Annotated in this window: 28 protein-coding genes and 1 tRNA gene; 1 reads left to right on the forward strand and 28 read right to left on the reverse strand. The window is 39.3% G+C overall.

From position 1 onward, the window contains the following. Nucleotides 1-12 precede the first annotated feature (12 nt). The 5 genes from BEN71_RS11020 to BEN71_RS11040 form a co-directional block, all read right to left on the reverse strand. Nucleotides 13-1,632, reverse strand: a complete 1,620-nt coding sequence (locus tag BEN71_RS11020) for a hypothetical protein (protein WP_068974367.1) — start codon at nt 1,630-1,632, stop codon at nt 13-15. A 9-nt stretch (nt 1,633-1,641) separates the two neighbouring features. Continuing rightward, nucleotides 1,642-3,600, reverse strand: a complete 1,959-nt coding sequence (locus tag BEN71_RS11025; protein ID WP_068974368.1) for a hypothetical protein — start codon at nt 3,598-3,600, stop codon at nt 1,642-1,644. Further along, nucleotides 3,590-4,003 (reverse strand): hypothetical protein, encoded by a 414-nt coding sequence (locus BEN71_RS11030; protein ID WP_068974369.1) that lies wholly within the window; start codon nt 4,001-4,003, stop codon nt 3,590-3,592. The genes BEN71_RS11025 and BEN71_RS11030 overlap by 11 nt, the downstream gene beginning before the upstream one ends. Beyond that, nucleotides 4,003-8,088 carry a tape measure protein gene (locus BEN71_RS11035; protein ID WP_068974370.1) on the reverse strand — a complete coding sequence of 1,362 codons (4,086 nt, stop codon included), beginning with the start codon at nt 8,086-8,088 and terminating at the stop codon, nt 4,003-4,005. Before BEN71_RS11035 ends, BEN71_RS11030 begins: the two co-directional genes overlap by 1 nt. A 554-nt stretch (nt 8,089-8,642) precedes the next feature. Further along, entirely contained in the window at nt 8,643-8,849 is a 207-nt protein-coding gene (locus BEN71_RS11040) for a hypothetical protein (RefSeq protein WP_068974371.1), read from the reverse strand. Nucleotides 8,850-9,064: 215 nt separating this feature from the next. Between BEN71_RS11040 and BEN71_RS11045 the strand changes: the two genes are divergently transcribed. Then, on the forward strand, nt 9,065-9,280 hold the full coding sequence (locus tag BEN71_RS11045) for a hypothetical protein (RefSeq protein ID WP_068974372.1): 216 nt from the start codon (nt 9,065-9,067) through the stop codon (nt 9,278-9,280). A gap of 427 nt (nt 9,281-9,707) precedes the next feature. Here BEN71_RS11045 and BEN71_RS11055 read toward each other — a convergent pair whose 3' ends face one another. The 23 genes from BEN71_RS11055 to BEN71_RS11160 all read right to left on the reverse strand — a co-directional run bounded on the left by BEN71_RS11055 (nt 9,708) and on the right by BEN71_RS11160 (nt 25,328). Further along, a complete protein-coding gene (locus BEN71_RS11055; protein WP_068974373.1) occupies nt 9,708-9,995 on the reverse strand; it encodes a hypothetical protein in 288 nt (95 codons plus the stop codon). A gap of 59 nt (nt 9,996-10,054) precedes the next feature. Further along, nucleotides 10,055-10,615: a hypothetical protein gene (locus BEN71_RS11060; RefSeq protein ID WP_068974374.1), complete on the reverse strand. Its 561-nt coding sequence runs from the start codon at nt 10,613-10,615 to the stop codon at nt 10,055-10,057. Nucleotides 10,616-10,675: 60 nt separating this feature from the next. Continuing rightward, nucleotides 10,676-11,419 carry a phage tail tube protein gene (locus BEN71_RS11065; protein ID WP_068974375.1) on the reverse strand — a complete coding sequence of 248 codons (744 nt, stop codon included), beginning with the start codon at nt 11,417-11,419 and terminating at the stop codon, nt 10,676-10,678. Further along, a complete protein-coding gene (locus BEN71_RS19215) occupies nt 11,412-11,582 on the reverse strand; it encodes a hypothetical protein (RefSeq protein WP_167443675.1) in 171 nt (56 codons plus the stop codon). Before BEN71_RS19215 ends, BEN71_RS11065 begins: the two co-directional genes overlap by 8 nt. Nucleotides 11,583-11,591: 9 nt before the next feature. Further along, the gene (locus BEN71_RS11070) at nt 11,592-12,014 is read right to left on the reverse strand and encodes a phage tail terminator protein (protein WP_068974376.1); all 423 of its coding nucleotides are present in this window, start codon (nt 12,012-12,014) and stop codon (nt 11,592-11,594) included. Further along, nucleotides 12,007-12,477 (reverse strand): phage virion morphogenesis protein, encoded by a 471-nt coding sequence (locus tag BEN71_RS11075; RefSeq protein WP_068974377.1) that lies wholly within the window; start codon nt 12,475-12,477, stop codon nt 12,007-12,009. Before BEN71_RS11075 ends, BEN71_RS11070 begins: the two co-directional genes overlap by 8 nt. A 7-nt stretch (nt 12,478-12,484) precedes the next feature. Then, on the reverse strand, nt 12,485-12,919 hold the full coding sequence (locus BEN71_RS11080; RefSeq protein ID WP_068974378.1) for a gp436 family protein: 435 nt from the start codon (nt 12,917-12,919) through the stop codon (nt 12,485-12,487). Between the two features lie 7 nt (nt 12,920-12,926). After that, nucleotides 12,927-13,283 carry a hypothetical protein gene (locus BEN71_RS11085; RefSeq protein ID WP_068974379.1) on the reverse strand — a complete coding sequence of 119 codons (357 nt, stop codon included), beginning with the start codon at nt 13,281-13,283 and terminating at the stop codon, nt 12,927-12,929. Between the two features lie 10 nt (nt 13,284-13,293). Next, nucleotides 13,294-14,370: a major capsid protein gene (locus BEN71_RS11090; protein ID WP_068974380.1), complete on the reverse strand. Its 1,077-nt coding sequence runs from the start codon at nt 14,368-14,370 to the stop codon at nt 13,294-13,296. 2 nt (nt 14,371-14,372) lie between these two features. Beyond that, on the reverse strand, nt 14,373-14,759 hold the full coding sequence (locus BEN71_RS11095; protein WP_068974381.1) for a hypothetical protein: 387 nt from the start codon (nt 14,757-14,759) through the stop codon (nt 14,373-14,375). Between the two features lie 2 nt (nt 14,760-14,761). Continuing rightward, a complete protein-coding gene (locus BEN71_RS11100) occupies nt 14,762-15,724 on the reverse strand; it encodes a hypothetical protein (RefSeq protein ID WP_068974382.1) in 963 nt (320 codons plus the stop codon). Nucleotides 15,725-15,788: 64 nt separating this feature from the next. Further along, the gene (locus tag BEN71_RS11105; RefSeq protein WP_068974383.1) at nt 15,789-16,133 is read right to left on the reverse strand and encodes a hypothetical protein; all 345 of its coding nucleotides are present in this window, start codon (nt 16,131-16,133) and stop codon (nt 15,789-15,791) included. Further along, on the reverse strand, nt 16,134-17,339 hold the full coding sequence (locus BEN71_RS11110) for a phage head morphogenesis protein (RefSeq protein ID WP_068974384.1): 1,206 nt from the start codon (nt 17,337-17,339) through the stop codon (nt 16,134-16,136). Further along, nucleotides 17,340-18,812 carry a phage portal protein family protein gene (locus BEN71_RS11115; protein WP_068974385.1) on the reverse strand — a complete coding sequence of 491 codons (1,473 nt, stop codon included), beginning with the start codon at nt 18,810-18,812 and terminating at the stop codon, nt 17,340-17,342. Between the two features lie 10 nt (nt 18,813-18,822). Beyond that, nucleotides 18,823-20,076, reverse strand: a complete 1,254-nt coding sequence (locus tag BEN71_RS11120) for a PBSX family phage terminase large subunit (protein ID WP_068974386.1) — start codon at nt 20,074-20,076, stop codon at nt 18,823-18,825. An 11-nt stretch (nt 20,077-20,087) separates the two neighbouring features. Further along, a complete protein-coding gene (locus BEN71_RS11125; protein WP_068974387.1) occupies nt 20,088-20,513 on the reverse strand; it encodes a DUF2280 domain-containing protein in 426 nt (141 codons plus the stop codon). A 58-nt stretch (nt 20,514-20,571) separates the two neighbouring features. Beyond that, the gene (locus BEN71_RS11130; protein ID WP_068974388.1) at nt 20,572-21,213 is read right to left on the reverse strand and encodes a putative metallopeptidase; all 642 of its coding nucleotides are present in this window, start codon (nt 21,211-21,213) and stop codon (nt 20,572-20,574) included. A gap of 166 nt (nt 21,214-21,379) precedes the next feature. Further along, nucleotides 21,380-21,766, reverse strand: a complete 387-nt coding sequence (locus BEN71_RS11135; protein ID WP_068974389.1) for a PDDEXK family nuclease — start codon at nt 21,764-21,766, stop codon at nt 21,380-21,382. A gap of 545 nt (nt 21,767-22,311) precedes the next feature. Then, a tRNA-Arg gene (locus BEN71_RS11140) sits at nt 22,312-22,388 on the reverse strand. A gap of 436 nt (nt 22,389-22,824) precedes the next feature. After that, nucleotides 22,825-23,046 carry a hypothetical protein gene (locus BEN71_RS11145; protein ID WP_068974390.1) on the reverse strand — a complete coding sequence of 74 codons (222 nt, stop codon included), beginning with the start codon at nt 23,044-23,046 and terminating at the stop codon, nt 22,825-22,827. A gap of 305 nt (nt 23,047-23,351) precedes the next feature. Next, nucleotides 23,352-24,005, reverse strand: coding sequence for a DUF6988 family protein (locus BEN71_RS11150; RefSeq protein ID WP_068974391.1), 654 nt, complete (start codon nt 24,003-24,005; stop codon nt 23,352-23,354). Nucleotides 24,006-24,113: 108 nt separating this feature from the next. Further along, on the reverse strand, nt 24,114-24,977 hold the full coding sequence (locus BEN71_RS11155) for an ORF6N domain-containing protein (protein ID WP_086322784.1): 864 nt from the start codon (nt 24,975-24,977) through the stop codon (nt 24,114-24,116). 96 nt (nt 24,978-25,073) lie between these two features. Then, nucleotides 25,074-25,328, reverse strand: a complete 255-nt coding sequence (locus tag BEN71_RS11160; protein WP_068974392.1) for a helix-turn-helix domain-containing protein — start codon at nt 25,326-25,328, stop codon at nt 25,074-25,076. Nucleotides 25,329-25,342 lie beyond the last annotated feature (14 nt).

The following is a 25,342-nucleotide window of genomic DNA, read 5'->3' on the forward strand; positions in this document are numbered from 1 at the left end:
TTTATTCAGCACTCAGACAATTCGATCAATATCACCACGTAACATAATCTGAAATTGATCGGAAACTTGCGTCGGTTCTGATTGTTTTACTGTGCGAATAACCCAAACAGGGTACATTGCTGAGATTGAGTTAAAGCGCAATACATTGCTGTTCGCCCAACCCGCACCCCAACCCTCTTTTTTAACAATAAAATACGGTACTTTAGTGATTGGGTTGATTGGGGTAAAATCCTCATTCACAGTGCCTGTGCCGACTTCACCCGAATATTCCCCTATACACTTAAAACCTGTACCGCTTGTAAACACAAGCGCCCAACGCTCTTGAATAGCACCCTTATTGGTCATTTGAATTGGGTAGATTGCATCATTATAGTTTGCTGAAATTGCACCACCTGAAGCTTCATCTGACCAAATATTATTCCAAGTTTGTTGAACAAATTTATGAGTGTAACGCGCTTGCATATCATCAATTACAAGTGCAGAACCAACGATTGTATTTTCCGCATCATAGTTATGTGTTACAGGCTTTGTGAACGTGATTTGACCACTGATTTGCACATCTCGAATCAAACCCATGTCTTGATAGCGATATTTAGCAGCAAATGGCGGTGTAAATGCATTTACAGCAAAGTCACCACTCAATGTGAATCTTCCGTAATCATAATCAACAACATATTGATCATACGGAACTTTCACACCTTTGCTGTCTTCAAGCTCACACCAAGAAATACGCTGATCATCTAGCACATAGGTTTTGCCCGCCACATGATCAGGCATCATATATTCTTTAGATGAGCTCAAAACACACATACCACCCACACGGAAAACTGGTACACGACCGTCAAGCGGTAAACGTGTTGCAGACAAACCAAGGATTTCAGCATCAAGCGGAATATAAGTGTAAGCAATAGCATTGTATCGAGCTGATGACGCATCAACCCAAACTGGCACATTCAGATACTTTTTACCTGCTTCTTCATATTCTAAAAGAACGTCATACCAAGGCTTTGCCTCAATCGAAGGTCTATTTGTTGCTGTAATTTCGGTTTTTATATAGAAAAACAACTCTACTAAACCAGTGATGTAGTTGATTTTGCCGTGTGCTCGACTTGTTTCAATCACACCATTTTCATCAGCAGTCAAAGTTAACTGACCAAAATCCAATGATGAAATCACAATGGTTAAAGATTGCGGGCGAATCGGAATGATTGGTGTTCGAAAACTCAGTTTATTGACTGGTGGTAAGTCGGTTGTAGTTGTGAGCGATTGCAAAATAACACTATTATCAATGTTTGGTGTCCATGTATCTAATTCGACATTTCCGTTTCCGTATTGCATCATACCCGATGCAACCCCGCTATTAGTTGCGGGATCAACATTTCGATAAAGCGTGCCATTTCGATCCAAAAACGTATCATTTCCAATTTTGAAACGAACTGAACCAGTCAATACTTGCTCATCATAGCCAGATGACAAGTCAAGCTTAATTTTCTCAGCAAGAATGGTCTGATTTGCAGAATTTAAGCCTGATGTATCCCGATATACAACATCAATATCAACAGGATTGTATGCTCGCAACTCAACATCACGACCGCCAATTTGAGAAACTTGCGGTGAATAAAATGAAGCCATGAATCCCCCTTATGCTGATGCGTAGACATTGGATGGTGTGTATATATAATCAAAAACTTTCCTGATCATTGTTGGTGTGACTTCCGCTTGACCGCTCGCGTAATCAATTGTGCCTTGCACTTGGTCTTGATTATTCACAAGATTCCCCATGCTTGATGATATTGGAACGTCGATCAGATCAAGATAACCCGCAGTTCCATCTACTGCACTGAGCGGAATCCTTAGACCAATACTACTTGGTTGTAGCGGTGAGCCAGTGCCGACTATAAATGTTAATTTTTGGGCTGAATCAGGCACAATATTAAATTTAGTCTGAGTTTGTTTTGATCCAAAATTATAAGTAATTTTAAATTCAGTGTTTTTCTGCGGAAGCTTAAGCGGGATTATTTCGCCCTCGCCCGTGCTGTAATTAATAAAGCCTGTCGCATCACCAGTGAACTTACCTTGTGCATTACTGACCGCTTTCTTTGCCACGCCCTCAAGTAACCAATCAATCGTTGCTGTTGCGACTCCACCTTGATTCAATCTGAATGCAAATTTTGCCTTGTTCACAGGTAATCCCGAGCGCACAAAAGTGATGATCGGTGTACCCCATAAAAGCAAGATCGGTGTACCCACATCTGGTAACTCACCCGCTGTGAATGTCCAAGATCCTGTTTCATAATTGATACGACCTGACCCAAACGACGTACTTAAACCTTTTAACTGTCCTGACCCATCATCCTTAAGTTCGTAAAACTTACCTTGCGCCATGTATGAAATCGACAAACAACCAGGTGCAGGAATTGGAACTAAAACCCCAGTCCAGTTCGAACTTTGATTGTTTTGAGTCACTGGCACTGAGTAGCTTTTGAAATACTGACTTGGTGACGCAGCGGGTGTAAACGTAATCGCGAGTGTAGTTGCTCTTGAGCCTGCAGCAGATGTCCACTGAATCAATCCGCGTTGATAATCAATCGTACCAACTTGTGTACCTTGCGTATTTTTGAGTAAACCACCTTGGTCCGTGATTTGCTGACCAAATAAGTTAAATGAAACACTTGAAGGCATCACACTTGAGCCAATGTACAGGTTTTGGCTTGTGCTTACAGTGGTTGAGAAATTCGCCGAGATAGAACCAGAATTACCTGGTACCAAAACAACACTTTCCCCTGCAGCATTCACATCAACGATTGGCGACTCGGTCTGCGCTGATGGAATAAGTTGAGCGAATATATCTTTCACATTTACAGTGAATTCACCTACTTTTGCTTCACTTTTCAGGTTTGTAGATGAGTAGTAAAGCCCTGTATCAGCAACAAGTGTGTCTCGCAATATAGTTTGGCTTTTCTCACCGCTGTACCACTGTTTCGCTGATAAGCCAACATAGTCCTGATCAAGTGGATCATTTAGTGAATATGTTGCAACCTTATATTCAACTTTCTTTCCATCAATAATCAAAATTGCTGTGCGTGTTTCAACTTTCGTAACACGCACATACTGCTCATGTTGAAGTGCTTTACCCTCATTTGAAGCCAAAACAATCGTACTACCCACTGAAGCTTCTGTTTCTTCAGGAAACATAATAACTTGCAAGGTTTTCATGCCTTGATAGTGTGTATCTTGAGGGTATCCCGCAGTCTGACCACCTTTCGCTAAATAATTTTCAATTCGGTTTTGAGCTGCTTTACGTTGATCAGTCCAACTTTTCGTACTAAACAAAAGGGCTGAAACATTCGGGTCTTTTGGTAGTTCTGAGATGAATACAGTTGCACCCATTAACTTATCAGTATCATTTGTAATAACGGCAGGGAAAATCTTGCGAATAGATACATTACCCATCGTGCGATCTAATTCGGAAATATCATCAAACAGGTTATTACTAAGCCCATCTTGAATGATTTGACCGTTGTATTTACCACCACCGTCGTCGTTATCAGTCAGACGTTCAGACTCATAAATGACTAAATCTTTAGTTTCAATCGGCATCTTCTAACTCCAAAAATCTGAGCGTTACGTTATATTCGTCGTCTTCTGAAACGCTTGGGTGATCAAGCACAGGACGTGCCTCAATTGCTTTTTCTTGATGATTAAAAGCAACATTAAAAGTTCGCTTATCATGAAAATATTCAAACTGAAGCGTGAATTTTTCTTGCAGTACTGACCAATCTTTTAGCTTTGAAACTATGTGACGCTTAACCCATGCCATGTTTTTGTCAGCAGTGAGTGTGATTGGTCGTCCCGACTTCTTTTTGCCTTCTTGAATGATCAAAGAACCGTTTACTGCTCGTTCTTGAGATTGCTCAATGGGTTGCCAATCAAATTCATCAGACCATAAAAAGCCGTCTGACAATGAGACGGCTTCTGATGTTGCTACACGTATTAATTTCATTATGAACTCTTCTTGATAGCTTCAAGATCTCTTAAGACTGAATCAAAATCAGATTCAGTTTTTTGATTTCCGTAAACAGTGGCACTTGATTTACCTGTGTTGATCTCGTATTTCACTGTTTTAGAGTCAGTATTGAGACTTGATGATGACTTACTGCCTGAATACTGCGAATAACGCTCTAATTGCTCTCGCACATAGTTCGCATTTGAAGTACCACCACCACCGCCAGCAAACGAACCAATGATGTCGTAGCCATTTTTAGCAAGCCAAGATGTGGAAGCATTTTTATACCCATCGCCCGACTTAGAGCTACTTAAAATGCTTTTTGCAATTTCAGTCGCTCTTTTATCGTCATAACCCATTGCTTTGAGCTCTGCTTCGACACCGCTTTGGTCAAATGCGAGTCGAGTCTTCTCGCCTTTTCTTGTCGCATGGATACCGCCTTGTTGCGCTTCCAGTGCTTTATTCCAAGCTTCGGTAGATGAAAGAGCTTCTTCGCGAGCAACCTCACCCATGCGGCGATAAGCACTTGTTACACCATTTGAAACTGTTGAGGCGTGGGCTTTTGCTGCTCTGTCCATTTCTGCATAAGATTTGACGACGGTTTTTCCAGCCTCATCAACTGTGGTAATCATTCCAGCTGTTGCAGCTATAGACTTTGCTACGGCGATTTGTCCTGCATCACCCGACAACTCAGCGGCTTGCATTGCTTTTGTGTAAGCTTGTTGAATTCCTTCAGCTGTAGCCTTTCCACTATCTCTGATATTAATGAAATCCATCATTGCTTGTTTAGCAGCAAGTGCTAAGTTTTCTTTAGTTTCAATTCCAAGTCGCTTAAAAGAAGCTGTTACAGGATCAATATCATCGGGTAACTTCTGTGCCTGCATTTTTATTGCAAATAGCCCTTGATCTACCTGTGATGTTGAAATTACCCCTTGATCACCAAATTCTTTGAGCTTGGCTTTTGCCGCATCTATCTCAGCTTGTGATTTCGCGGTTTCTAGCCATTTAAGCCACGCTTGGTAAGTTACATCCCCTGCTTGTTTGCCAGTCACCCCAGCTTCGCTTAACTTGTTTTTAAAACCATCCAATTCCCCACCAGTAGCAGAAAAAGACTTGGATACTTTGTTCAGTGATGCATCAAGATCTACATCAAATATCTTTGCAGCAGCGGAGGCTCTGGAGTAAGCAGACTCAGCAACCTTACCTGATCCTGTAGTTGCATTATTAAGCTCTGTAATACGAGTATTACGATTATTGCGAAGCTCATTTTCTTTAGCATCTATAGCATTAACGGAGTTTTGAGCAGAAACCAATGCATTTAAATCACCTGTTCGCTTGGCTTCCTCAATCTGCTTATCCAGTAATACGCGCTCTACTGTAGCCTGCTTTTGGTATGCAAGAAGCTCTTCATCTGCCTTTTTGACGTTATCTTTAGCAACTTTAAGAGCCTCTTCTTTAACCTTGGCATTTTCGGCTGCCTGCGCTGCGCTTTCACCTGCCTGAACAGAAACCTTACCCGCTTCATCAATTGTGACGATATAGCCCTTGGTTAATAGATCAGCTTGCATCACGCCATCCATTACGCCACCATTGGCTTTAATGGATGCCTCAGCATAGGCTTGGACGGCTTTTAGTTTTTCATCCTCAGTAACTTTTTTCCCTTCAGCTTCTGTTTTTTGATCCGCTAATAGTTGGTTTAGCTTTTCTTTTGATAGAGCGATAGACTCTTGATTCCCTTGCTCCTCTGTTTCACTAATATCCTTGTAGGTTTCAATTACAGCCCACTTGTGATTCTCAGCAAGTTTAGCGGCTTCGCTACCATTTTTTTCAGCCTGAGCAAACATCCGATCGGATGCATTCAAAGCTTGTTGCGCTAAAGTATCAAAACCCAAGAAACCTAAGACTTGTGAACTAAGCGCATACAAACCACCTGATAAAAACTGAATTCCAGATAAGAGTAGTTTTAGACCGATATTAAAACCAGTTGCTATATCGCTAATGGCTGCAAATGCCATTCTTAATGTATTCAGCGCAACCTCAAGCCCACTAACCTCCTCTTTTCCGCTCAATAATGCAGCAAAAAGCGGAGAGACACTATCAAGAGCTGTGGTAAACGCACTCCAAATTGTCTCCCCGAGTGTAGCAACGTTTGAAATTAATGATTTTACAGTATCATATGCATCACTTAATGTTGATTTAAGTACATTAATTGTCGATGGATCAATGCTTTGTAGTTTATCTCCAATCCAAACAAAACCTTCACCAATATCATCAATAAATATTTTGAGGTTTTGGATGTTATCCGCAAGCATTGCTAACCACTGAGCAACCTGTGAAGATGTTCCACTTGCTTGATCCATCTTGCCAATCAGGATTTCCCAACTAGTTGAAATGCGTTGTAATGCGTTTCCGATTGTTGTTGGGAATTTATCGTAATCTGCTTGTACTGCCGCTGACTGACTTTGAATTGCCTTAACAACACGCTCGGCTGAGAGCTCTCCATTTTCAGCCATTTTACGGAGTTCACCAGTAGTGACATTCAATCCTGATGCCAAAGCCTTAGTTAAACCTGGCGCTTGCTCCATGATCGAGTTGAATTCATCCCCACGCAACACACCAGACTGTAACGCCTGAGCTAATTGTGTGATTGCCGCTTCACTTGCCTGTGCTGACCCACCGCCAGTTTGAATTGCTTGGTTAATCGTTTTCGTTAAATCTAATGACTGTTGTTGTGTAAGCCCCATTTGCTTACCAGTGTCATTAATCTTTGTGAATAGCGTACCTGTGGCTTCAAGTGAGCTATTCGTTGCAAGGGCAACCTGATGTACACCAGCCATCGCTTGAGCAAAGTTACCGCCATCTTGGGTGGCGATATTGATGCGTGCTGATAAGTTGGTATAAGAATCGGCTGTTTGGGCTAATTCCTTAACACCAAAACCAACACCGAGAGCAGCCATTGCACCGACTAATGCGTTTGCGGCAAATCTTGCACCACCCATTCCTTTAGATAAAGTTGATACACCTGAGTTGGCTTTTTCTGCCGCGGAATCAACTCCACTTAATTCATTTTTTAAACGTGAAATTTCTTGCTCAGTAATTTTGGTAACACGAGCAATTTCTTCCGCTGGAAGTTTGCTATTTTTTTTAAAGTCTTCAAGTTTTTTAGTTAGGTCTGTAATTGCATCATTAATTACAGTTGGTGGTCGAATACCTAATGCACTGTAGATATCATTTCCAGCTTTCTTTGCACTATCTGCCGCCTTATTTGTGCTATCTGAGACTTCATGCATTGCAGATGATGCTTTTGTTTGAAAATCTTTAAAGGCTATTTGGGTTAAGGATAGTGCATCCTCAAGCGCTACAACTCGATTGCTCGCCTCATTAAACTTTTCTAAAGGTACTGCACTGGTACTTTGACTCAGGTTCTTTAGTTCAGTTGTAGCTTGCTGTAATTCTTTCTCAAGCGTACTTATCGAGTTTGCACCCAATTGACTAATTCGTTCAATCTCTTGGGATGAAACAACAGCACCATCACCCATACTTTCAATAGCACGGGTTGCATTCTGTGCCTCAGAAACCACATTATTCAAATCCACTGATGTGAATTTTTGAACCTCGGCAATTGTCTTGCTTGCGGCTCTATCAACACCAGTCATTGCATTTGTTGCTACAGATTCGTAAGCGCCAAATGCTGTTTCAACAGTTTGAATTGACGACTTTAGGTCTTCAACACGATTTATTGCATTTTGTATATCAGCTGGTGAAGCATTTGTTTGAGATAGTCGTACCAGTTCAGCTTGCGCCCCTATCAGCTCTGATTTTAATCCGCTGATCATTTGCTGACTTTGGGTTGACATATCGCGCAACTGTGTTGCACTAATCGCACTTTTATCACCAAGTGATGATATTTCCGTTGTTGCTTTTGCCAGCTCACCAACCAAGGCATCTATCTTTATTTTTTCAGCTTCTGTTTTAATGGTCTCCAAAACAGATTTAACGGTTGTTTCAGATTGTTTTGCTGCGCTAATTAAACCCTTGTTATCACCATCTAAAATGAGTTTAAATGTTAGATTTTTTGACATGAGAACCTCAAAATTTAGGCAATAAAAAACCTCCATATAGGAGGTGGTACGATGATTAAGTAGTAGCTTTATTTTAAGGCATATAAAATTGCCGCCACAGAAAGTCCTAAAGCGCTTAATGCTAAGACTAGAAGCGCTACCCCTTGTAACAAACCGACACGATCAGCACCTTTTGATGTCATTTTTCCGCCTACCTTTTTATTAGTTTTTCCAAATATATACACATACAATTGCAGTCAATAAAAGTGCAATAAATCTCCACGCTTTCATTTTGTTGATCTCCGTTAGACACCAATTAATTAATTTGATAAAATCTTCCATACAGATTTACTTTCCTCTTTACTTCTCGGTTGAGTGGAATCCAAAACCCCGATGTTTCCGCATTGGGGTTTTTCTTTAGGTAATAAAAAAGCCGAACTAAATAGCTCGGCTTTCAAAGTAAAACTTGTGAGTTGTGCTTGATATCAATTCAAGTTGTAGTGGTGCGGTTTACAACTTTTTCTAAATTCTAGATATTAAAAACCTCCCGTAGGAGGTCCTCTAAAATAAGCAAATTAAGATTTCACAATTTTTAAAACTTTCCCTGTATTTGAACTTTCAAAAAGCATCTCAAAATTAGGACGAAGCACTTCACCTTCAAAAACAATATGCTTAATTCGTTCGTGGGTTTTGGCTTCATTTACAACAATATCATCTAGAGTCGCTTCGACCTCATATTGCGATCCAAATTGATCTTTTACATTAATTGCTAGCTTATTCATAAAAACACCTTAAAAACAAATAAAAAAACAGCCAAGGCTGTAAACAAAAAATTCAATGATTATTAAATTTGTACTGCTCACTGAATACAGACAATATACCCTAAAAGTATTAATCTTAGAAATATTTCAAAACCATAACTCTGGTTATGAAAAATTAATTGAGAGTTTTATGATATAAATGTTGCACTTTTTTACATTTTCCTTTTGGGTTTTATATGAAAAACAATCACACATCAAATGATTCAGAATCAACTACCTTGGGCTGGAAATTTATAGCCATCGTTGCGGTTTTAACATCAGTCTTTTTCACTTTTTTATATTTAGCCATGTCTAGTGAACCAGACTATATGCCTAGTCAAAAGCAAAAAGTAACGAACGAGCATAAACAAGTTACTACTGTGCCAAATACAGAAAAATCTTCATCTGAGTAATTTGAAGTTTAAGTGTATTTAATTAGACCTCCCTCGGGAGGTCTAATTAAATTATGATCTAAATCGGTAACTTTTGCTGATAATTTCCAGTTATCCAGTCAAAGCTTTAAAATTCATTATTCCACCACACTCCCACAATGCTTACACTTTCTAGCATCAAAACGAATTTCCTCACGACAATCTGGACACTGAAGCAATTAAACACTATTGCTTTGATGCAATCGATTATTAGCTTGCTGTGGTCGATATAGCCTTACATTGCTACTACTACAAGAGCTACAAACTTTAGTCTTTCGATTAAGAAGCCAATACAAAATACCCACTGGAAAGAAAAGCAAGAGTAAGACGATCAACACCAAAACACTCCCTTTGCTTTTGGTTGCCCCAACATGCCCACAAACTTGACACTCAACTGTATGACTCAGAATCAACGCTCCCACTGGATTCTAAATACTTTACCTTCCCAAATGGTTACGGTGTATTTTAAGTTGTCGATCGTGTAGTAATAATCAGTTAAAAACATTAGCTTTCCGCGCGAATCACGCGAAGTGTATTCATTCTTAGATTCGGGTCTTCCAAGCTTTGAAAGCATTGATCCAACCGAATCATCATAAGTAACCAATTCTGTTGAGGTGCGAATGCTTCTCGCATCTACCGCATAAGCGCTTACCGTAGTAAATCCAAGCAACAAGCTAATAAATAATATCTTTTTCATAAAACCCCCACGTTTTAATCAAAGAATATCTATCGCCCACTGAATAAGCAATGTGAAAATTAACCTTTCTTCACTTCTTCAGTGTATTTTGAATACGCTTTACTATCAGCATGATATGAAACACGCATAGCACTACCAAAGCTTAGAAGTGAATTTCGCTCATTGCGTTGAGCTGCTTTTAAGTATTCTAAAAATGTGCCGAAACTATAATCTAAAATATCTTTATGTCTATGACCTTTACTGATTAAAAACTGGAATGAGTCGAACCAAGTTGTTTTTGTTTTTTCTTTTGTTTTTTTAGCATCTTCTTGATCGAAGTAGGCTCTATTTACTGCCAGTACTTCTGAGAATATCGAGATAAATTTATCAGCATCTGTATTCATAATGTCAATAAAAACATCAGTGTCGAAATTAGTAGCGAGCGAACAAAGCATTAAAGCGGATGCCTTGTTTTGCTTTATAGCCGACTCGACTTTTTCATCCGAATAATCTTGTTTTAATTCTTTTCTGATAGGTTCTGCAAATTGAGACCATTTATCTAAATCTTTCACTGTGATTTGATTGATTTCAATATCTTCTTTTTGAATAGTTCTGTTTGATGCGAGAAAGAATTCATTCATATTAAAACCTATTAAACAGGCACAAAAAAGACGCTTATGCGCCCCATGTGCCTGTTGTTATTACGCTACAATTTTAAACTGCTCTACAATACCGAAAGAACCTAATTGCGGGTCAGTTGCTTTTGTCGCATCTGCAAGACATTCAAACTCAAGATCAAAACTTGCAAATTCTTCATTTATCAAGGCGAATTCAGTTTCAGGTGAAAATTGCACACGCCATAACTCCACCACCAATTTATCACCAGAATAGGTATCAATACCTTTAAATAACAAGGCATATTCATTACCAAGTGAATTTGCAATTGCGGTGCGCTCAACAGCACCTGCTGTAGCGGACCATGATACCGCCTCACTTGGTGCAGTATTAAAAACAACAGTACCAAACACAGGATCAAGCGTATAAGTTGAAGCATCTACAGCGCCACTTCCTGCTTTAAAGACAACATTGCTTAAATTGCGCTTGCCGAGGTTGATTATTTGCCCCGCAACAACAACACCTAGCACCTCATCAGCAATAGTAGATGATGCGACTGAACTGGTGTTGCCGCTGAATACAATATTTTTATTTTGCTTATTGATTTCTTCAGCGGTCATTTTACCAGTGACACCAGTTGCTTTTCGAAGTACCGCATCCTTGGCGCGGGTCCCATCTTTTGCGGTGAAGTGATCAACCGTTTCGGTAGTGATGCCAATATTTGCTTCTGGCGTGTTGCCCATTTCAAAATAAGCACCTGCGACACCATTTGTTAATTTAGCTGCTAACCACTCACCCTGTAGCGACATTAAATCAGGTTTTTTAGCCATCTGTTTTGACCTCTTTAGTTGTTTTACTTGGAGCAGACGGCTTCACTTCCTCAATGATCTTATCTGCTAATAATTGTTTGATTTGCTGGTCAGATAAGCCTCCAACGACCTCACCAACAGCAAAACGCCCTACAGGTTGCAGGGCGGTATATTGTTTTTGCATGTGTTTGTCCTAAATAAATCGTTTCGATTCAAAGAAAACTGTTAAATATGCGAATCCAGGTGAAAAGCCCTCTTTCACATCGACAAGTGACAGTGGTCTGCAGCTTGACTTGGGTTGCCAACCACTAAGCAAAGTTATGACTTCTTCAAGTAAATTGCCTGCTTCATCTGTTACCGCAGAACCATCGACCATTTGCGATTGAGCATTACGACATGCAACAGTTACAGCCCAACGCAAACCAAGCAAATTCACTCTAGAGTCACTAGAGTTATCTGACTTAGCAATACGTTGAAAATTCACATGCGCGGATGGTGTAATTTGCGACATTTCAGTTACTTTCACCGAATTCAATGGTGTATAGATCTGCTTAAATGCCGAAATCTCTTTTAGCTTTTCGGCAATCTCACGGCGTACAGCGAAAAAATCAGCCATGTATGTGGTTTCCTATAATGTCTAAAATTTCTTTCTCATCTTCGGAATTAATCCCAAGATAAGCCCTAGGCTCCGACTCTACACTTTTAACTTTTCGCCATTGTCCAACAACATTAAAAAGCAAATAACCTGATCGCGCTGTAGCTTTAAATCCAAAGTGCATACTTTCCGCATACTCAACATTAGTTCCCCACTCAACACCATTCGGTAATACATTGTGAGTTAAGCTGTTCATTAATCGATTAGTATCTCTTAATGTTTGCCCATTTTGCTCCTTTGCTCTCCATGATTGTTTCCATGGATTACCATCTGGGTCATGTTGATCAACAAAGCGCATCTGAGTCGATGAAACCCCATAAGCACCAATCTCATCATACATTTTCGATGTATCAAGATTAATGATCTGCTGTAGAGCTTCAATAACTGAGCTTTCTTCACTTGTAACTTTGATTGCTACAGCCATAATCACCTCACTTTAAGCTTGGCATCATATTTAAAACATCATCACCAAACACACCACCTCGATACGTTGTACCGATTGGCATAGTTGCAGGTGAGTTTTTCGGCTTCTCTTCAGTGACTTCATTCTCTTGATTGAGGATATTAAGTACAGCTTTACCATCAGCAATACGCTTCAAAAAATCAATTTCAGCTTTATAGCGATTCTCTACTTCTTCAGTAGGTTGCTGAAAGTAAAGGCGGTATCTTGCGATATTGCATGCGATTCGCTGTAGAGTACTTGGAATGCTAGGAAGCGGTAAGCTGTACTTTACCGCCACATAACTATCAATTTCCTCTGTCGCATCCTGCAAAGCTTCTGCAATCGCCCCATCAGGTAACATTGATTTCAGATTTTCAACTTCATTACCAAATCGCTTAATCAAATCCTCTTCAGTTGCGTACATAGATCACCTATTTGGTTGCTGTTTCGACCTTTTTAGCCTCAGCTTGAGCCTTTTTTAGGTCTGCCTGACTAGTAGCTAAAGTTTTTTCCAAACCTGCAACTTTTGCTACAAGCTCAGCAACTTCAGCTTCTGCTTTTTCCTTACCAGCAATCAAAATCGTTTCATTAACCTTAAGCTCAGCAACTTCAGCTTCAAGTTTTGTTAGTTGGGATGCATTGGTATTGGCTTTAGGAGTATCTAACTCCACATCCTCTGCAATAGCACCAGATACTAAAAGGGCTTGAAGTTGTTTATCTTCAAGCCCTTTGATTTCATCACCTGGTCGAAAATGACCAAGCGATTGTTTTGCGATGAACTTTGGCATTTTCTACTCCTTAAACAAAGCCACGACCACCAACCAAACCATTTTTATTGTTTGGAATAGCTAAAGGTGATGATTCAGCAAGTATTTGAATACTTGATGGGTTCTTTTCTTGCCATTGGCTCAAATAGAATTCTAAAGCTTGGCCAAAAGCCTCTACGTTTTGAATAGCACAGTGCGCGATCCAACCATTGGCATCTGAAATCAGGCCAAAGAAATCTTCAGGAATAAAACGCTCAGATGCACCACCGCCAATACTGTGTTGTACGTCATACGTCCAAATTTCAATATTATCTACAGTGCCACGGAACTGCGGTTTATCTTTATGATCAAATGTTGGTGTAAGTGGAACACTAATACCCGCATACGGCGCAATGAACTTTTCTTTAAATTCAGGGTCTTTAATCATTGTGTTGTAGACTTTGGATGTCGTCAGCGCCATTTGTGGTGATATACCTGAATGCTCTACAGATAAATCAATCATAGCCTGCCAATCATCCATGACTTTTGCACCAACCTGCCCCCATTTAATTAATGGAGAGAAATTACAAGCAGGATTACGCTCATAATCAACTTCATACTTTGGGAAATCCGCTGATGCAAAAGTGGTTTTACCATAAAGCAATACATCACGTGCAATTAGCAATTTTCGATTTTCAATCGATTGACGCAAATACAAAGCTTTCTGAGCTTGATCAATCAGCAATAAGTCTGCATCACTTAAACGGTTAGAGCCAGTTGCAACCACACCGAATTTACGCAATTGCGAAATTAAAGCTGTGTTTTGCACTTCGCTTGGCATGACTGTCATCATTGGTTTTAGATAGGCAGGCTTTACGAATTTTACGTTACCAGATTCACCTACTTTGATTTGACGACCCGCAGCGGTTGGTGTAACAAATGGTGCTAAAGGTGTTGCTGTATTTAATTCACCAACAGGTACTGTGTCTTTAGTGTATGAAACACGCTGAGGAAAGAAGCGATCAATTAACCATGGATCAACACGCTGAGTGGTATCCGTTAATAGAACCAATTGAGGGATATCAAGTAATTCAATTGGTGCATTTTGAAATGTAAAAGTTTGACTCATGATTAATTACCTACCACTTTTCGTAATTCGATTTTATTTTTCAATGCTTGAGCTCGCACTGAATCCATTTGTGCGGCTGTTAAAGCAACGCCTTTTACTGTAACTACAGCAACATCAAATACACCCTGTACATAAAGTGGCATTTCAAGATTGTTAGTAGCGTGATACGTTGATTGCTCCATTGAAAAATCAGCTACAGAGACAGCATTCCAATCGCTCAGCACATCGCCTGTGAAAGTGGGATGAACAACCTTGTTGTTTTCATCAACAAGTACCAGATCACCACGTAAATAAGCCACACCTGTTGTTGGTTTTGCGTTCTCGGTACGAACGTTGTCACCAACAACAAGTTGCTTGACAACAATTGTTTCTGTGATTGTTTGACCCATGATTATTTCGCCTCCTGAGCTGCAGCAAATTTACCGAATGCCTGATCCAGTGCTGTACCTTGTCCGTCTGCAATAAATTGCTGTTGATTGCTTTGACCACCAGTTGCCTGATGATTAAATAAATGCGCCAAATGCGGTGGCACAGTGTTATTTTGCTGTTGACCTGTGGGTGCTGGTTGACCACCCGCGAACTGCTTCATTTGTTGCGACATGAATGCAAAAGAAGCGTCATCCATATTTGTATATGATGTTTTTTCTTCTGCGCTAAATTGTTTATTCAAAGCAGTTTCTAAAGATTTAATATCTTCTTCACGTTTATTTGCTTTGAACTGTTTTAACTCAGCTTGAGCTGCATCACGCTCTTGCTCAGCCTTTGCCTGTGCTGCTTTCGCTTGTTCTAATTCGGTCACGTTTGTGTCCTCTTTGCTAAATTGTTTTGGATCGTGGCTTGCTGCCACGGCGTTGGTATTGTCATCAGCACCTAAAGCACAGAAAGACACTTCACGGATTCGACCACCACGGAATACTGTGATGGGTCCTTGGAGTAACTTTCCGTTTACCGTCACAGATGCATCTGCTTGGATTTCTTCAATGCTAGATGGCTCAATTCGTACTGACATCTGCCAAGGGAAACCATCATCCGAGTCTTGAGCCACTTGAGTACCAAACTCATTACTCATTAGGTCACCTGAAACAGTTAAACCAGTCTGATGATCAATTGAATGTGTATTGATAGCCCCTGCTCGTTGGCTTGATCGATGCTCAAGTAGTGCAGGAATACGTCCCTTTAATTCCATTGAATCCAAATCAAAAATGATTCGATCCCAATACCAATGGTCTGTGATGGGTTCACCACTATACGCAACACCAGAGAATGTTCGTTTCTTTTTGCCTTCCTCAGCATTATCGACACTCAGTTGCCCAAGTTGAAAACAATACTGGTTAGGCTTTTCAGCTTCAGGCATTTTCATGCTCCAATAAAAAACCACCCTAAGGTGGCTTTAACTTAAATATTTGAATCCTAATTGATCATAATGACCATCCAATCAGAACCCCAATCACCAAACCAGTCAGAAAGTAAAACCACATACGGTTATAGATTGGCGGGATGATCTTAAAATCATCGCTTTCCAACTCACTTAGAATTAAAGGGGGTGGTGGCACAAATTCAGGCTTAGGCTCTATTTGGATTCTTTTTGAATACAGTGGATTGTCTATTAAGTCTTGATTCATTGCTTTTCTAAAATCAACTTTAGCTTTAGCTATTTCAGCTTCGCCCAAGGGTTTTACATATACAACGCATCCACACGGACTATAACCATTGCCATTGAGACCATTCAGACCACGGCGACATGATTCGCATTTATTTTTCATTTAATTCACCAGTGCTTTTAATGTATAAACTAATTTGCTGTCACTCGTAGCAATTGAAACCACTTCAAATGACAAACCAATCTCAAACAACACACCCTGACCTGCATTTAACTTTTCAAGATCAATACCCAAGCCTTTTGCATTCTCAATCTGAATAATGATGTTTGAGTCAGATCCACGCATAAGCATAGGTGCATTAAGCTGAATTGTTTGCCCCACTTGATATGAAGCCACCTGTTGAAGTGTTGCGACACCTGTCACCATTGAGTTTGAATTATTCGATACAGCTTGGATTTGATTTAACCCATCCTGAACCCATTTCTTTAAAACATCCTCAGCAAGATTGATTGCAGGCTTTTGAATATATGCTGTTAACTCCGCATCATTGCCCTGCACGTAATCAATCAGTGTCTTAATTGCACTTGGTCTGATATTTGGATCAAGTGGAATAACTGTATTTGCAATCGTGTCAAATAGATCACGGCTTGAATCAGTCATTGGTGCAAGCAAACTTGTTAACTCCTTACTTGCAGCCCATTCCGCTTTGATTCCGTGTTTCTGATCAAGCAAATATTCTTGATTTAAAATCGAGTCTGTAATCTTTTGATCGACCACTGACTCCATTTCACCAAAAGTTAGAGGGCTTGTAGACCATCCTGATTCCTCGGCAATTACAGGCAAATCCTCATCCGAGGTAATACCGTACTTCTTCGCCTGCGCCTCTGTCAGAGCAATCACAGTACATCGGCACATAAACCCCCACGGCGGGTAATACAACAACCAAAACGGGTCATCTATGTGCCGAATAATGCGATTTAATGCTAAATGACTCGGACGAACGCGAGAATCATTGATCGCCGAATACATAAGATAAGGGCGTTTATCTTTATTTCGCTGGTGTTGTTGCCAACGTCCATGCCCATAAGCCGTTTGAATGTTGGTACGGAATACATTCTTTAAATATCGATCACTCAGTACAATCTCATTCTCAGCAACCAATTTCTTAAAGTCGTTGTAAGTACTACCATCAGCAATTGATTTATTGACCGCTTTAATAACAGTCTCTACCTGTTCAATACTCGATAAAAACCCGACGGTTGTTGCCAACTGTCGGGTCTTAAGGTCCATCGAATAAAATTCATCGGGTAATACTATTTTTCGCTCATGTGCAAATCGAAGTGCTTCAAGAAAAGTAACTGGTTGCATTTACTTGCCTCCGCTTGCACTCACATAACCCAACACATCTGCCGCATATAAAGCTCGTTCTAAGTTTGCTGTGAACTGAGACTGTGAAGCACTTGGCATCAATTGCATTAAATTTAATGCTAAATCCTCAGGTGATTCACTTGATTGAATCAGCTCATTAACTTGCTTCTGATCCAACAATTCAAACGAACGCTGCTCGTCGGTAAGCTCTTCAACCTCCTGCTGCTCTGGTGAGAGTTTCTTGGTACTGGCGGCAAAGCTAAAGGCTCTTTGTGGGAGGGCTTTGAACTGTGTATTAACTGAAACACCACCTTCATTCATTTTGAAGTGCTCAGCCTTAATGCCATATGTTTCCATAACATATTGCTGATTAAACTCAACTCCGAGATCCTTTAATTTTAAATCACGGTTAACGACATCAACATTAAGATCCTGCTCACCACCTAGAATGACTGTGTGCTTTTCAAAATTATTCAGGAGGCAAATTGAATCGATAATCTCTTGAACAGTTGGAGTAATCATTCGCAGATCAGAGTTACGCTTATCCATGCGTACTTCGTTGTGCACCACCCCAAGTGCCTTACTACCGCCCCCATCATTCTCAGATGTCATGGTTTGACCCAAGACGACCTTTTGAATCCTTTTGGTCATTACCCTATCAAATGCTTCAAAAGCTGAACTACCAGCACCTGAGAAGTTTGTACCTACAGTATTAACATCATCCTCAGAATCAATTGAAATTACTGACTGAGCATGGGCATTAAGTAATGCGGTGGTCATTGCATCAATATCATCTTGATTTCGCCCATCTCCCCCCACTTTACCCACCAATAACGGCGATCCGAAACGCTCTAAGAACTTCACCCAAAACTTGGTACTGTTGGTTTTAAAGAACCATAGCCAGTAAAGCTTGGAAAGTAATGGATCACCGTATGGCTGTTTAAATGTCGGTTTGCGTCGAGTCAAAAAGAACTTTAAGGGGTATGTCTTAAATACATCAATCTCTAAACTCGACTGAGGTTTTCGGAAAATTAATTGTCCATCATTTTTCGGCTCAAACCATTCAAGAGGCTTAACAACTATTTCACTCAAAGTAATACGACTTTGTAAATCAAAAGCAAAGACAGCCTCCATGACTGAATAACCGTATGGAAGAGCCTCCCATGCACCTGACACAATCTCAAAATGCCATTTGGTTAATAGCTCTTTAAGGAATAAAGTCTGTTCACCATGATCTTCAGCGAATCGCCACGGCGCATTCAAAACTGAATCTAGACGTGTCTCCATGGCTTGAGAAATTTCATCATCTGCCAATAGCACTGAGAGCTTTTGTCGAGATAGGCCCGCAGCTCTTAAGACTTCATCAATGTCAGCTGCACGCCCCATAGAAAAAGCAAGCTTCTCAACTGCAACTTCTGTCATTAAACCTGCTGACTTAGGTTTAGTTTTTTTCTGCTTTTGTGATTTAGCCATATTGCTTTACCTAGGTATAAACACGAGAACCACCACCGCCAGGACGAACTCTTGTTGGTGTGCTCTTAATCAATGGTTGTAAGCCATAGCGAATACCATCCATATGATGGTTATTCAGGTCCAGAATCTCAGGAAGTACGTCACCAGCTCGATTGACCTTATAGGAGTACAACTTGAATTCTCTTGCTGTCTCTGGACAATCAGGATGAATAACGATTTGCTTGAATTTCTTCATATACGTCACACCATCTTCTACAGATCCTGGCCACTTATCAGCAGCCTTGATCTTGAAGCCCTGACGCTTCATATAGCTGATCGTTTCAGGACGTGAGTTATCAGCTCGGATTTCATGTGTCCGTGCACCAGGTACTTCATCGAATAGATTTGGTAGATGGTCAATTTCACAGCCCACCTGATGTGCCTCATTACGAATATAGAGAATGTCGTTATGTATAAAGATGCGATTGAGTGTGGTTGGATCTTGCGAGAATCCCCAGTCAGATCCGTAATAAACCTCTGTCCAATCATCATCTGATTCAAATTCATCAACGACATAGCGACCAGAGAAAATAATCGCCTGACTAAACTCAAGATAAGCACCATGCCACACATGTTCGAACATCGACCATGCATTCTCATCACCAGCAGCTTGCATCCGAATAGCGCGCTTACGGTCCTCTTCGTATTCATCAAGTAAGGTCTGAGGTGCAAATGGATTATTGTTGATGTTTACTTCAATAACGATTGAATCATCTGGAGCAAACTCACCACGTAAAAACTCATCAATCGGATCATCCTTTGACTCTGGGTTCCAAGTCGCCCAGATTTGCGAACCTTCGGCACGCATTGTCGGACGCAATAAACGTAGTGATTTGGCTGAGAGTCGATTCGCTTCCTCAATCCATGCGATCTTAAATCCTTCAAGTGACTTGATAGAGTCTGCCGTATGATCTTGCATACCTTGGAACAGGATAACCCCTTCACCACCTTTACGCTTTATCAAGTCACGTTGCACATCAAATAAATGCGATACGCCTAAGGCTTTAATCTTGTCTTCAATGAGCTGCTTACTTGAGTATTTAATTGATTTCTGGATTTCACGAATACATACGGCACGTAGATCCTTATCAACTACACATTCCTCTACCAGCTGTTCACCAACAAAATGTGATTTACCAGATCCACGTCCACCATATGCTCCTTTGTATCGAGCAGATTTAAACCATGGTTTAGACCAACGTGGAGTTTTTATTCTAAGCTCCACGCCCAGCCCTCCTAATCGACAAATTCTCGAATAATCTTGATCTCTAAATCTGCACCGTCTTTACCAGTGTGCTCAACCTTTGTGGTTCTACCATCAGTCTCTTGTAATGCCAGTTTCAAAAGACTTTGTTTAGTTTTTTTGTTTTTCCCCGAATCGTCATACATTTTTTGCATTTCCTTTAATCGGTAGTACTTATTGGCAATCGGAATATCAATTAACCCTGAATCGAATTTTTCACGTGTCTCTTCAAATAACAGAACATATTTTTTACTGAGATTTTTTCCACGGCGTTTAGTTGGATCGTATAAAGCGACCTGGGATCGTTCAATAATCAAGTCAAATTCTTGCTTCACAAGATCCGCAACCTCTTGAGGGGTATCACGGCAAGCAAGAGACTGAACTATAAAGATTTTCACAGGCTCTTTTAGTGTTGCCATATACACCTCTTTGTGTCGCTACGTGTCGCAAGATAGCCAAAAAAAAGAGCCTCTAGGCTCAATTGATTACACACGTCCCACAACAAGCAGAAATACTCTTTTCAGACACAAACGGCGCATTCTTTGCGATTTCTAATAATCGTTTAACGTTTGCATCCGCACCCCAACGTTTAGTCTCACCAAAGAATACTTCCACGTCGTGACCTGCTAAGTAATGCTTTGGAAGTCCTGTATGGTCGCTACAGATAGGTTCACCATCTTCATCGCGTTCAACACCAATATGATAAAGCTCATGTTCGATCAAACGGCAAAACTCAACATCATTCGAGTTTTCACAAAAACTTGCATCAACAGTGATTAAGTACACTGGCACAAAACCGAACCAATCCCGCATCTGTTGTTCTTGGCGAGCTTTCTTCCATCCGCCTTGATTGAACATTACTTTTTCGCACTGACCCAATACCATTCGCTTTTTAGCCACGGCGGCAGATGAAGCCCAAGCAAATGCTAAAAAGGTTTCATCATCATGTAAGAGTTCCGCAATATGATCGTGATCAGGATTATGTAGATGACCGCCAACAGTCAGCCAATTCGCAACAACCCATTCTTTTAGATCAGGCGCGGGTGCAAGTCGTATTACTTCCTCTTCCTCGGCTTGATCAATAAAGTCAGTCGGTGGAAATGGTCTAATCTGTTCCATATGGCATCCATAAAAAAACCCATAATTTCTTGGGAAAAATTATGGGTATAAAATTAAGTAGGCTATTGGAGTCTCACCTACACCAATCATAGTACGTAAATTAAATTTAATTTAAAATAGCAAATTAAATCAAGAAATAAATTTTAACAATTGTTGAAATATTCTATTAAAAACTATTACAAATTAAATTAATTGCATAACCTGATTGGATTCGATCGGGATGAAACCTTTCAATTTTGTACCCCATATCTTCAGCTAAATCATATTTACTAAACGCATTCGCTATCTTCTTTCCACCACGACCAGCAGCCCAAGAGCTACCCACGATTTCAATAAGAAGATTTAACTTCACAATATAAAAATCAAATCGCCAATTTCTTGTTGATTCAAATTGAAATTTACGGCGATAACCAATGAGATTTTCTTCTAATTCTTGAAATAGGGTTTCTTCAGCTTCTAAATATTTTTCTGTAGCTTTAGGTAATGGTTTTGCTCTCGGTTTTCTTTTTATTTCTGATTTTTTGGTAAGTTGAGTGTATTGGTTAATTTCCATAAATATGACCTAACAAACAACCAATGTAATTATGTTGTGAAATCTTTATTGATGTAATAAAACCCAAAAATAAAAGATTTTAAATAATGAAACCAATAACTTGAATTCATAATATTAGCTTAACATTTATTATCAAAATATTGAGTATTTTCCCATTTATTAAAAAACTTACTATATACTGACCAACATAAAACACTAAGAAACAAACAAGAAATAGCGCAAAATAAAACCCTGTAGATTTGGGAGAACCTACAGGGTATTTTTTTGAGCAAAAGGCTCACACAAATATAAAAAAGAAACAAACAACGCAATTAGTTCAATCAAGGATCGTATTCTAATCACAGCTTTCAAAATGAGCAATACTATTTTTATTCAGCTTTACAGAAAATCAACTAATTCACGAAATAAAATCAATTAACCAGCAATTTAGTCTTTAAAATCTACAATCACTCTTCCATTTAGGCATTAAAAAAACCCCAACATATGGGGTTAAAGGTTTCGAATTCGAAAGGTTTAAAAAGGACGAAATCGATCTAATTAAAATATGGCACGCCATACAGGATTCGAACCTGTAACTAATGCAATAGAAGTGCAGTACTCTATCCAGTTGAGCTAATGGCGCATTAAAAAGGACATGGTGATCCGCCACACCCTTGCCTTAGATTACGATATTAATCAGCTCGGCAACTGATCTACCGCTACTCAACACGACTGCTTCTCAAAGTTAGCTATTGATCTGCTCTGTGTCTTTCAATTCCATTGGTCGGGGAGTCACCCACAATTTAAGGCTCTGAGGCTAACTCAATGTGTGACGAAATCACATTGGATTCAAACCGATTTATACGGCTGGTTTCTGCATCCCACCGTTTGCGCTTATAGCTGAACAATTTGTACAGCGTCACAAATCAAATCGCCCTTGTTTCGGGTGGCGAACTACCCTTAAGCGTATGCTGGCATGATGAATCTCCCGATCATGTTACTTGTGCACGTCACAAGCACCTTTATAAAATTTAGATGTAAAAAAAGACGCCTAAGCGCCTTTTGTGTCTATTTACATTTTATTCAATATCAAAAAAATGCTTCTCAGTGATCATTCTTATTTCAATTCCTTGATAATATCTAACCATTGGATCATTCGAGTTTTTACTTAATTGATCTAAAAATCTATTTTCTTTCATTAGCTTTGAATATGTCTTATACCCTATTAAAATTCTTGATGGTTCTTTAGTTTCCCTAAAAGCATCAATCCTCATATCAATCTCTTTTAAGCTAATACCCATTACAAATCCCTCTAAATTTTTTTAGAATTATAACATTCACTTGTTACATTTTTTAGAATTATCAAAAATATAAAAAGCCCACTAAAAAGTGAGCCTTTACTCGTCTTTCCGAGCTGTCAACAAATTTACACCTAAACTTAGAGCAAGATGCAAAGTTATCGTAAATGATTGTTACTATCATTTCAAACAAATGATAAAAAAATACCCACTGATTGGAGTCAGTGGGCATGGAAACTGCAAAACGGTAGTGAATTACTATAACTTCGTCCACTATAGCAGAAATATGCCATATACCTTGTACAAGGTCAATCCTGCACTTGAAAACAATCTCTAAATTTTCTTTCCACAATTTTAACATTGGTTACCAAATGGTTATCACCTGTTAAAACAGCCAATAAATAAGCTGCGTAATACATCAAATTATTAGATTGTCTTATAATTGGAAAAACTAATTCTGCTGGATAACCATTCATATTTCTATGGACTGCATGCAAACCAGAATGCACATAGGAATTTAAAGCATTCCAAGATATTTTTTTAAATTCTATTAACATTTTAATAGCTTCATTAGCAGGAGTATTCTTTAACTCTAATTGCCTCAGCATTTGGTTAATTGAAGGAAATTCTTTATTGTTTTTCTCTGCCCTTTCTTCGCTCAAATCTCCGACAATTACATCTATCTGTTCATCACTCGCTATATATAACGACCACAAGGCCTTTAGTAAGGCTTCATATTGCAATCTAAATAATGCAAATGCAGAAGTATTGCATTTTGCATGCGCTATCAAAAATCTCAGGCTTGTAGCATGTTCGATTGAAATAAAGCCAAGAGAGTCTGCGGCTTTATATCTTAAAGATTCATTATATAACGAAGCCTTAGATATCGGAATTAAAAGCTCTCCTTCAAGATGGTGAGAGGAGTAAAGCAGTCCTTTAATTACATCTTCATCAATTTTCATAAGCAATAAATTTTATCTTAAATCAATTATTTAAGTTAGGATGATACAGAATACCTAATTAAATTCAATAATTTATAGATATTCTGTAAAACGAATAAATAGTAGAAATTATATCGGTAAATTTTTCTGATAAGCTCCAGTCAACCAATTAAAACTTTTCACAGATTCTTCCAATTGTTTCTTTTGATCGGGCTTCACAAACCACCACGCTACAAATGCACCATCTTTAAAATTGTCGTTGACTCGATAATACATCGTCGGGTTTAGCTTCTTGATAGAATCACCAAACTCTCTCCACCACTCGCGCACCCAGATCATGTGTGTTGCCAACGCATGTAAGTTTTGCAATTCAGCTTCATTAAATTGTTTCTTTTCAGCATTACTGTATAAAGCGATTAAGTGATGTACGTACTCAACTGCTACAGGTATCACATCGTAAGGAATATCTTCAATACTGTTAACATTGAATTTTTGATGAATTATTTTCCATGCATCGCTTACATTTAGATGCTTAGTCTTCGTCACTAACAATGCATGTGCTTCATGTAGTGCTGTACGCTCTGATTTATGAGTTTTTGATAGAATCTCTTTACGATGAAAATAACATTCTTCGAGTTGCTCAAAAACATCCCAAGCTTGGTCAGTATCGAGCATTTTGGCATGACGAGCAGCACCGCGCTCTGTCCAAAGCATTAATACACGTGTTTTGGGTGAAATTTGCAACTGTCTTTGAGAGGGTTGCAAATCATTTGTGAGTGACTTTAAGCCACCCACAAACTTTTTCAAATCCTCACCAACAATTTTAAAGAAATGTTTTCCCTCAATAAAGCGAGCTTTATTACGTGAATAATTTTGCTTAATGTTGTCAGTGTCAGTCATATAGAAATCAGCAAGCATTGCTGTAGTGACAACTGGAATAGATTTAAAATTAACAATAGAAATTGCATTGCCTTTTAATTGAACAGTGTCCATAACTTTGTACCATTCCCAATTTATGTACGCTGGGATTTAGCGTCAGACCATGCGATTACAGTCTTATTTTAAATATTACCTCATTATGAGGTAATTTCAAGTACTATGTTTCTGCTCTAAAGATTCCACTAGATCATCCAAAGACTGAAATCCAATTTTTTGTGCTCGTAATTCAAAAGTATAGATTGTCCATGCTGACTGACTCGGGCTTGCATCACCCTGCTCCCATTTTTGGTATGTCTTTAAGCCAATGCGGCAAAGATGAGCTGTTTTAGCTTGTGTAAAACCAGTTACCCCCCTCAACTGCTTTATTTCTTGTGCAGTTGGTGGAGTCCATTTTTTTATAGTCATACAACTCTCATATG

Origin of the sequence: Acinetobacter wuhouensis, assembly GCF_001696605.3 — a bacterium.
Classification (GTDB): domain Bacteria; phylum Pseudomonadota; class Gammaproteobacteria; order Pseudomonadales; family Moraxellaceae; genus Acinetobacter; species Acinetobacter wuhouensis.

Bases quoted from the DNA above. Each gene is read 5' to 3' on its own strand.
- BEN71_RS11060 (WP_068974374.1), bottom strand. From the start codon at position 10,615: ATGAATGAATTCTTTCTCGCATCAAACAGAACTATTCAAAAAGAAGAT.
- BEN71_RS11145 (WP_068974390.1), bottom strand. From the start codon at position 23,046: ATGGGTATTAGCTTAAAAGAGATTGATATGAGGATTGATGCTTTTAGG.
- BEN71_RS11080 (WP_068974378.1), bottom strand. From the start codon at position 12,919: ATGTACGCAACTGAAGAGGATTTGATTAAGCGATTTGGTAATGAAGTT.
- BEN71_RS11135 (WP_068974389.1), bottom strand. From the start codon at position 21,766: ATGGAAATTAACCAATACACTCAACTTACCAAAAAATCAGAAATAAAA.
- BEN71_RS11130 (WP_068974388.1), bottom strand. From the start codon at position 21,213: ATGGAACAGATTAGACCATTTCCACCGACTGACTTTATTGATCAAGCC.
- BEN71_RS11065 (WP_068974375.1), bottom strand. From the start codon at position 11,419: ATGGCTAAAAAACCTGATTTAATGTCGCTACAGGGTGAGTGGTTAGCA.
- BEN71_RS11075 (WP_068974377.1), bottom strand. From the start codon at position 12,477: ATGGCTGTAGCAATCAAAGTTACAAGTGAAGAAAGCTCAGTTATTGAA.
- BEN71_RS11045 (WP_068974372.1), top strand. From the start codon at position 9,065: ATGAAAAACAATCACACATCAAATGATTCAGAATCAACTACCTTGGGC.
- BEN71_RS11085 (WP_068974379.1), bottom strand. From the start codon at position 13,283: ATGCCAAAGTTCATCGCAAAACAATCGCTTGGTCATTTTCGACCAGGT.
- BEN71_RS11160 (WP_068974392.1), bottom strand. From the start codon at position 25,328: ATGACTATAAAAAAATGGACTCCACCAACTGCACAAGAAATAAAGCAG.
- BEN71_RS11155 (WP_086322784.1), bottom strand. From the start codon at position 24,977: ATGGACACTGTTCAATTAAAAGGCAATGCAATTTCTATTGTTAATTTT.
- BEN71_RS11110 (WP_068974384.1), bottom strand. From the start codon at position 17,339: ATGCAACCAGTTACTTTTCTTGAAGCACTTCGATTTGCACATGAGCGA.
- BEN71_RS11125 (WP_068974387.1), bottom strand. From the start codon at position 20,513: ATGGCAACACTAAAAGAGCCTGTGAAAATCTTTATAGTTCAGTCTCTT.
- BEN71_RS11030 (WP_068974369.1), bottom strand. From the start codon at position 4,003: ATGAAATTAATACGTGTAGCAACATCAGAAGCCGTCTCATTGTCAGAC.
- BEN71_RS11115 (WP_068974385.1), bottom strand. From the start codon at position 18,812: ATGGCTAAATCACAAAAGCAGAAAAAAACTAAACCTAAGTCAGCAGGT.
- BEN71_RS11070 (WP_068974376.1), bottom strand. From the start codon at position 12,014: ATGGCTGATTTTTTCGCTGTACGCCGTGAGATTGCCGAAAAGCTAAAA.
- BEN71_RS11020 (WP_068974367.1), bottom strand. From the start codon at position 1,632: ATGGCTTCATTTTATTCACCGCAAGTTTCTCAAATTGGCGGTCGTGAT.
- BEN71_RS11055 (WP_068974373.1), bottom strand. From the start codon at position 9,995: ATGAAAAAGATATTATTTATTAGCTTGTTGCTTGGATTTACTACGGTA.
- BEN71_RS11040 (WP_068974371.1), bottom strand. From the start codon at position 8,849: ATGAATAAGCTAGCAATTAATGTAAAAGATCAATTTGGATCGCAATAT.
- BEN71_RS11035 (WP_068974370.1), bottom strand. From the start codon at position 8,088: ATGTCAAAAAATCTAACATTTAAACTCATTTTAGATGGTGATAACAAG.
- BEN71_RS11150 (WP_068974391.1), bottom strand. From the start codon at position 24,005: ATGAAAATTGATGAAGATGTAATTAAAGGACTGCTTTACTCCTCTCAC.
- BEN71_RS11090 (WP_068974380.1), bottom strand. From the start codon at position 14,370: ATGAGTCAAACTTTTACATTTCAAAATGCACCAATTGAATTACTTGAT.
- BEN71_RS11025 (WP_068974368.1), bottom strand. From the start codon at position 3,600: ATGCCGATTGAAACTAAAGATTTAGTCATTTATGAGTCTGAACGTCTG.
- BEN71_RS11095 (WP_068974381.1), bottom strand. From the start codon at position 14,759: ATGGGTCAAACAATCACAGAAACAATTGTTGTCAAGCAACTTGTTGTT.
- BEN71_RS11105 (WP_068974383.1), bottom strand. From the start codon at position 16,133: ATGAAAAATAAATGCGAATCATGTCGCCGTGGTCTGAATGGTCTCAAT.
- BEN71_RS19215 (WP_167443675.1), bottom strand. From the start codon at position 11,582: ATGCAAAAACAATATACCGCCCTGCAACCTGTAGGGCGTTTTGCTGTT.
- BEN71_RS11100 (WP_068974382.1), bottom strand. From the start codon at position 15,724: ATGCCTGAAGCTGAAAAGCCTAACCAGTATTGTTTTCAACTTGGGCAA.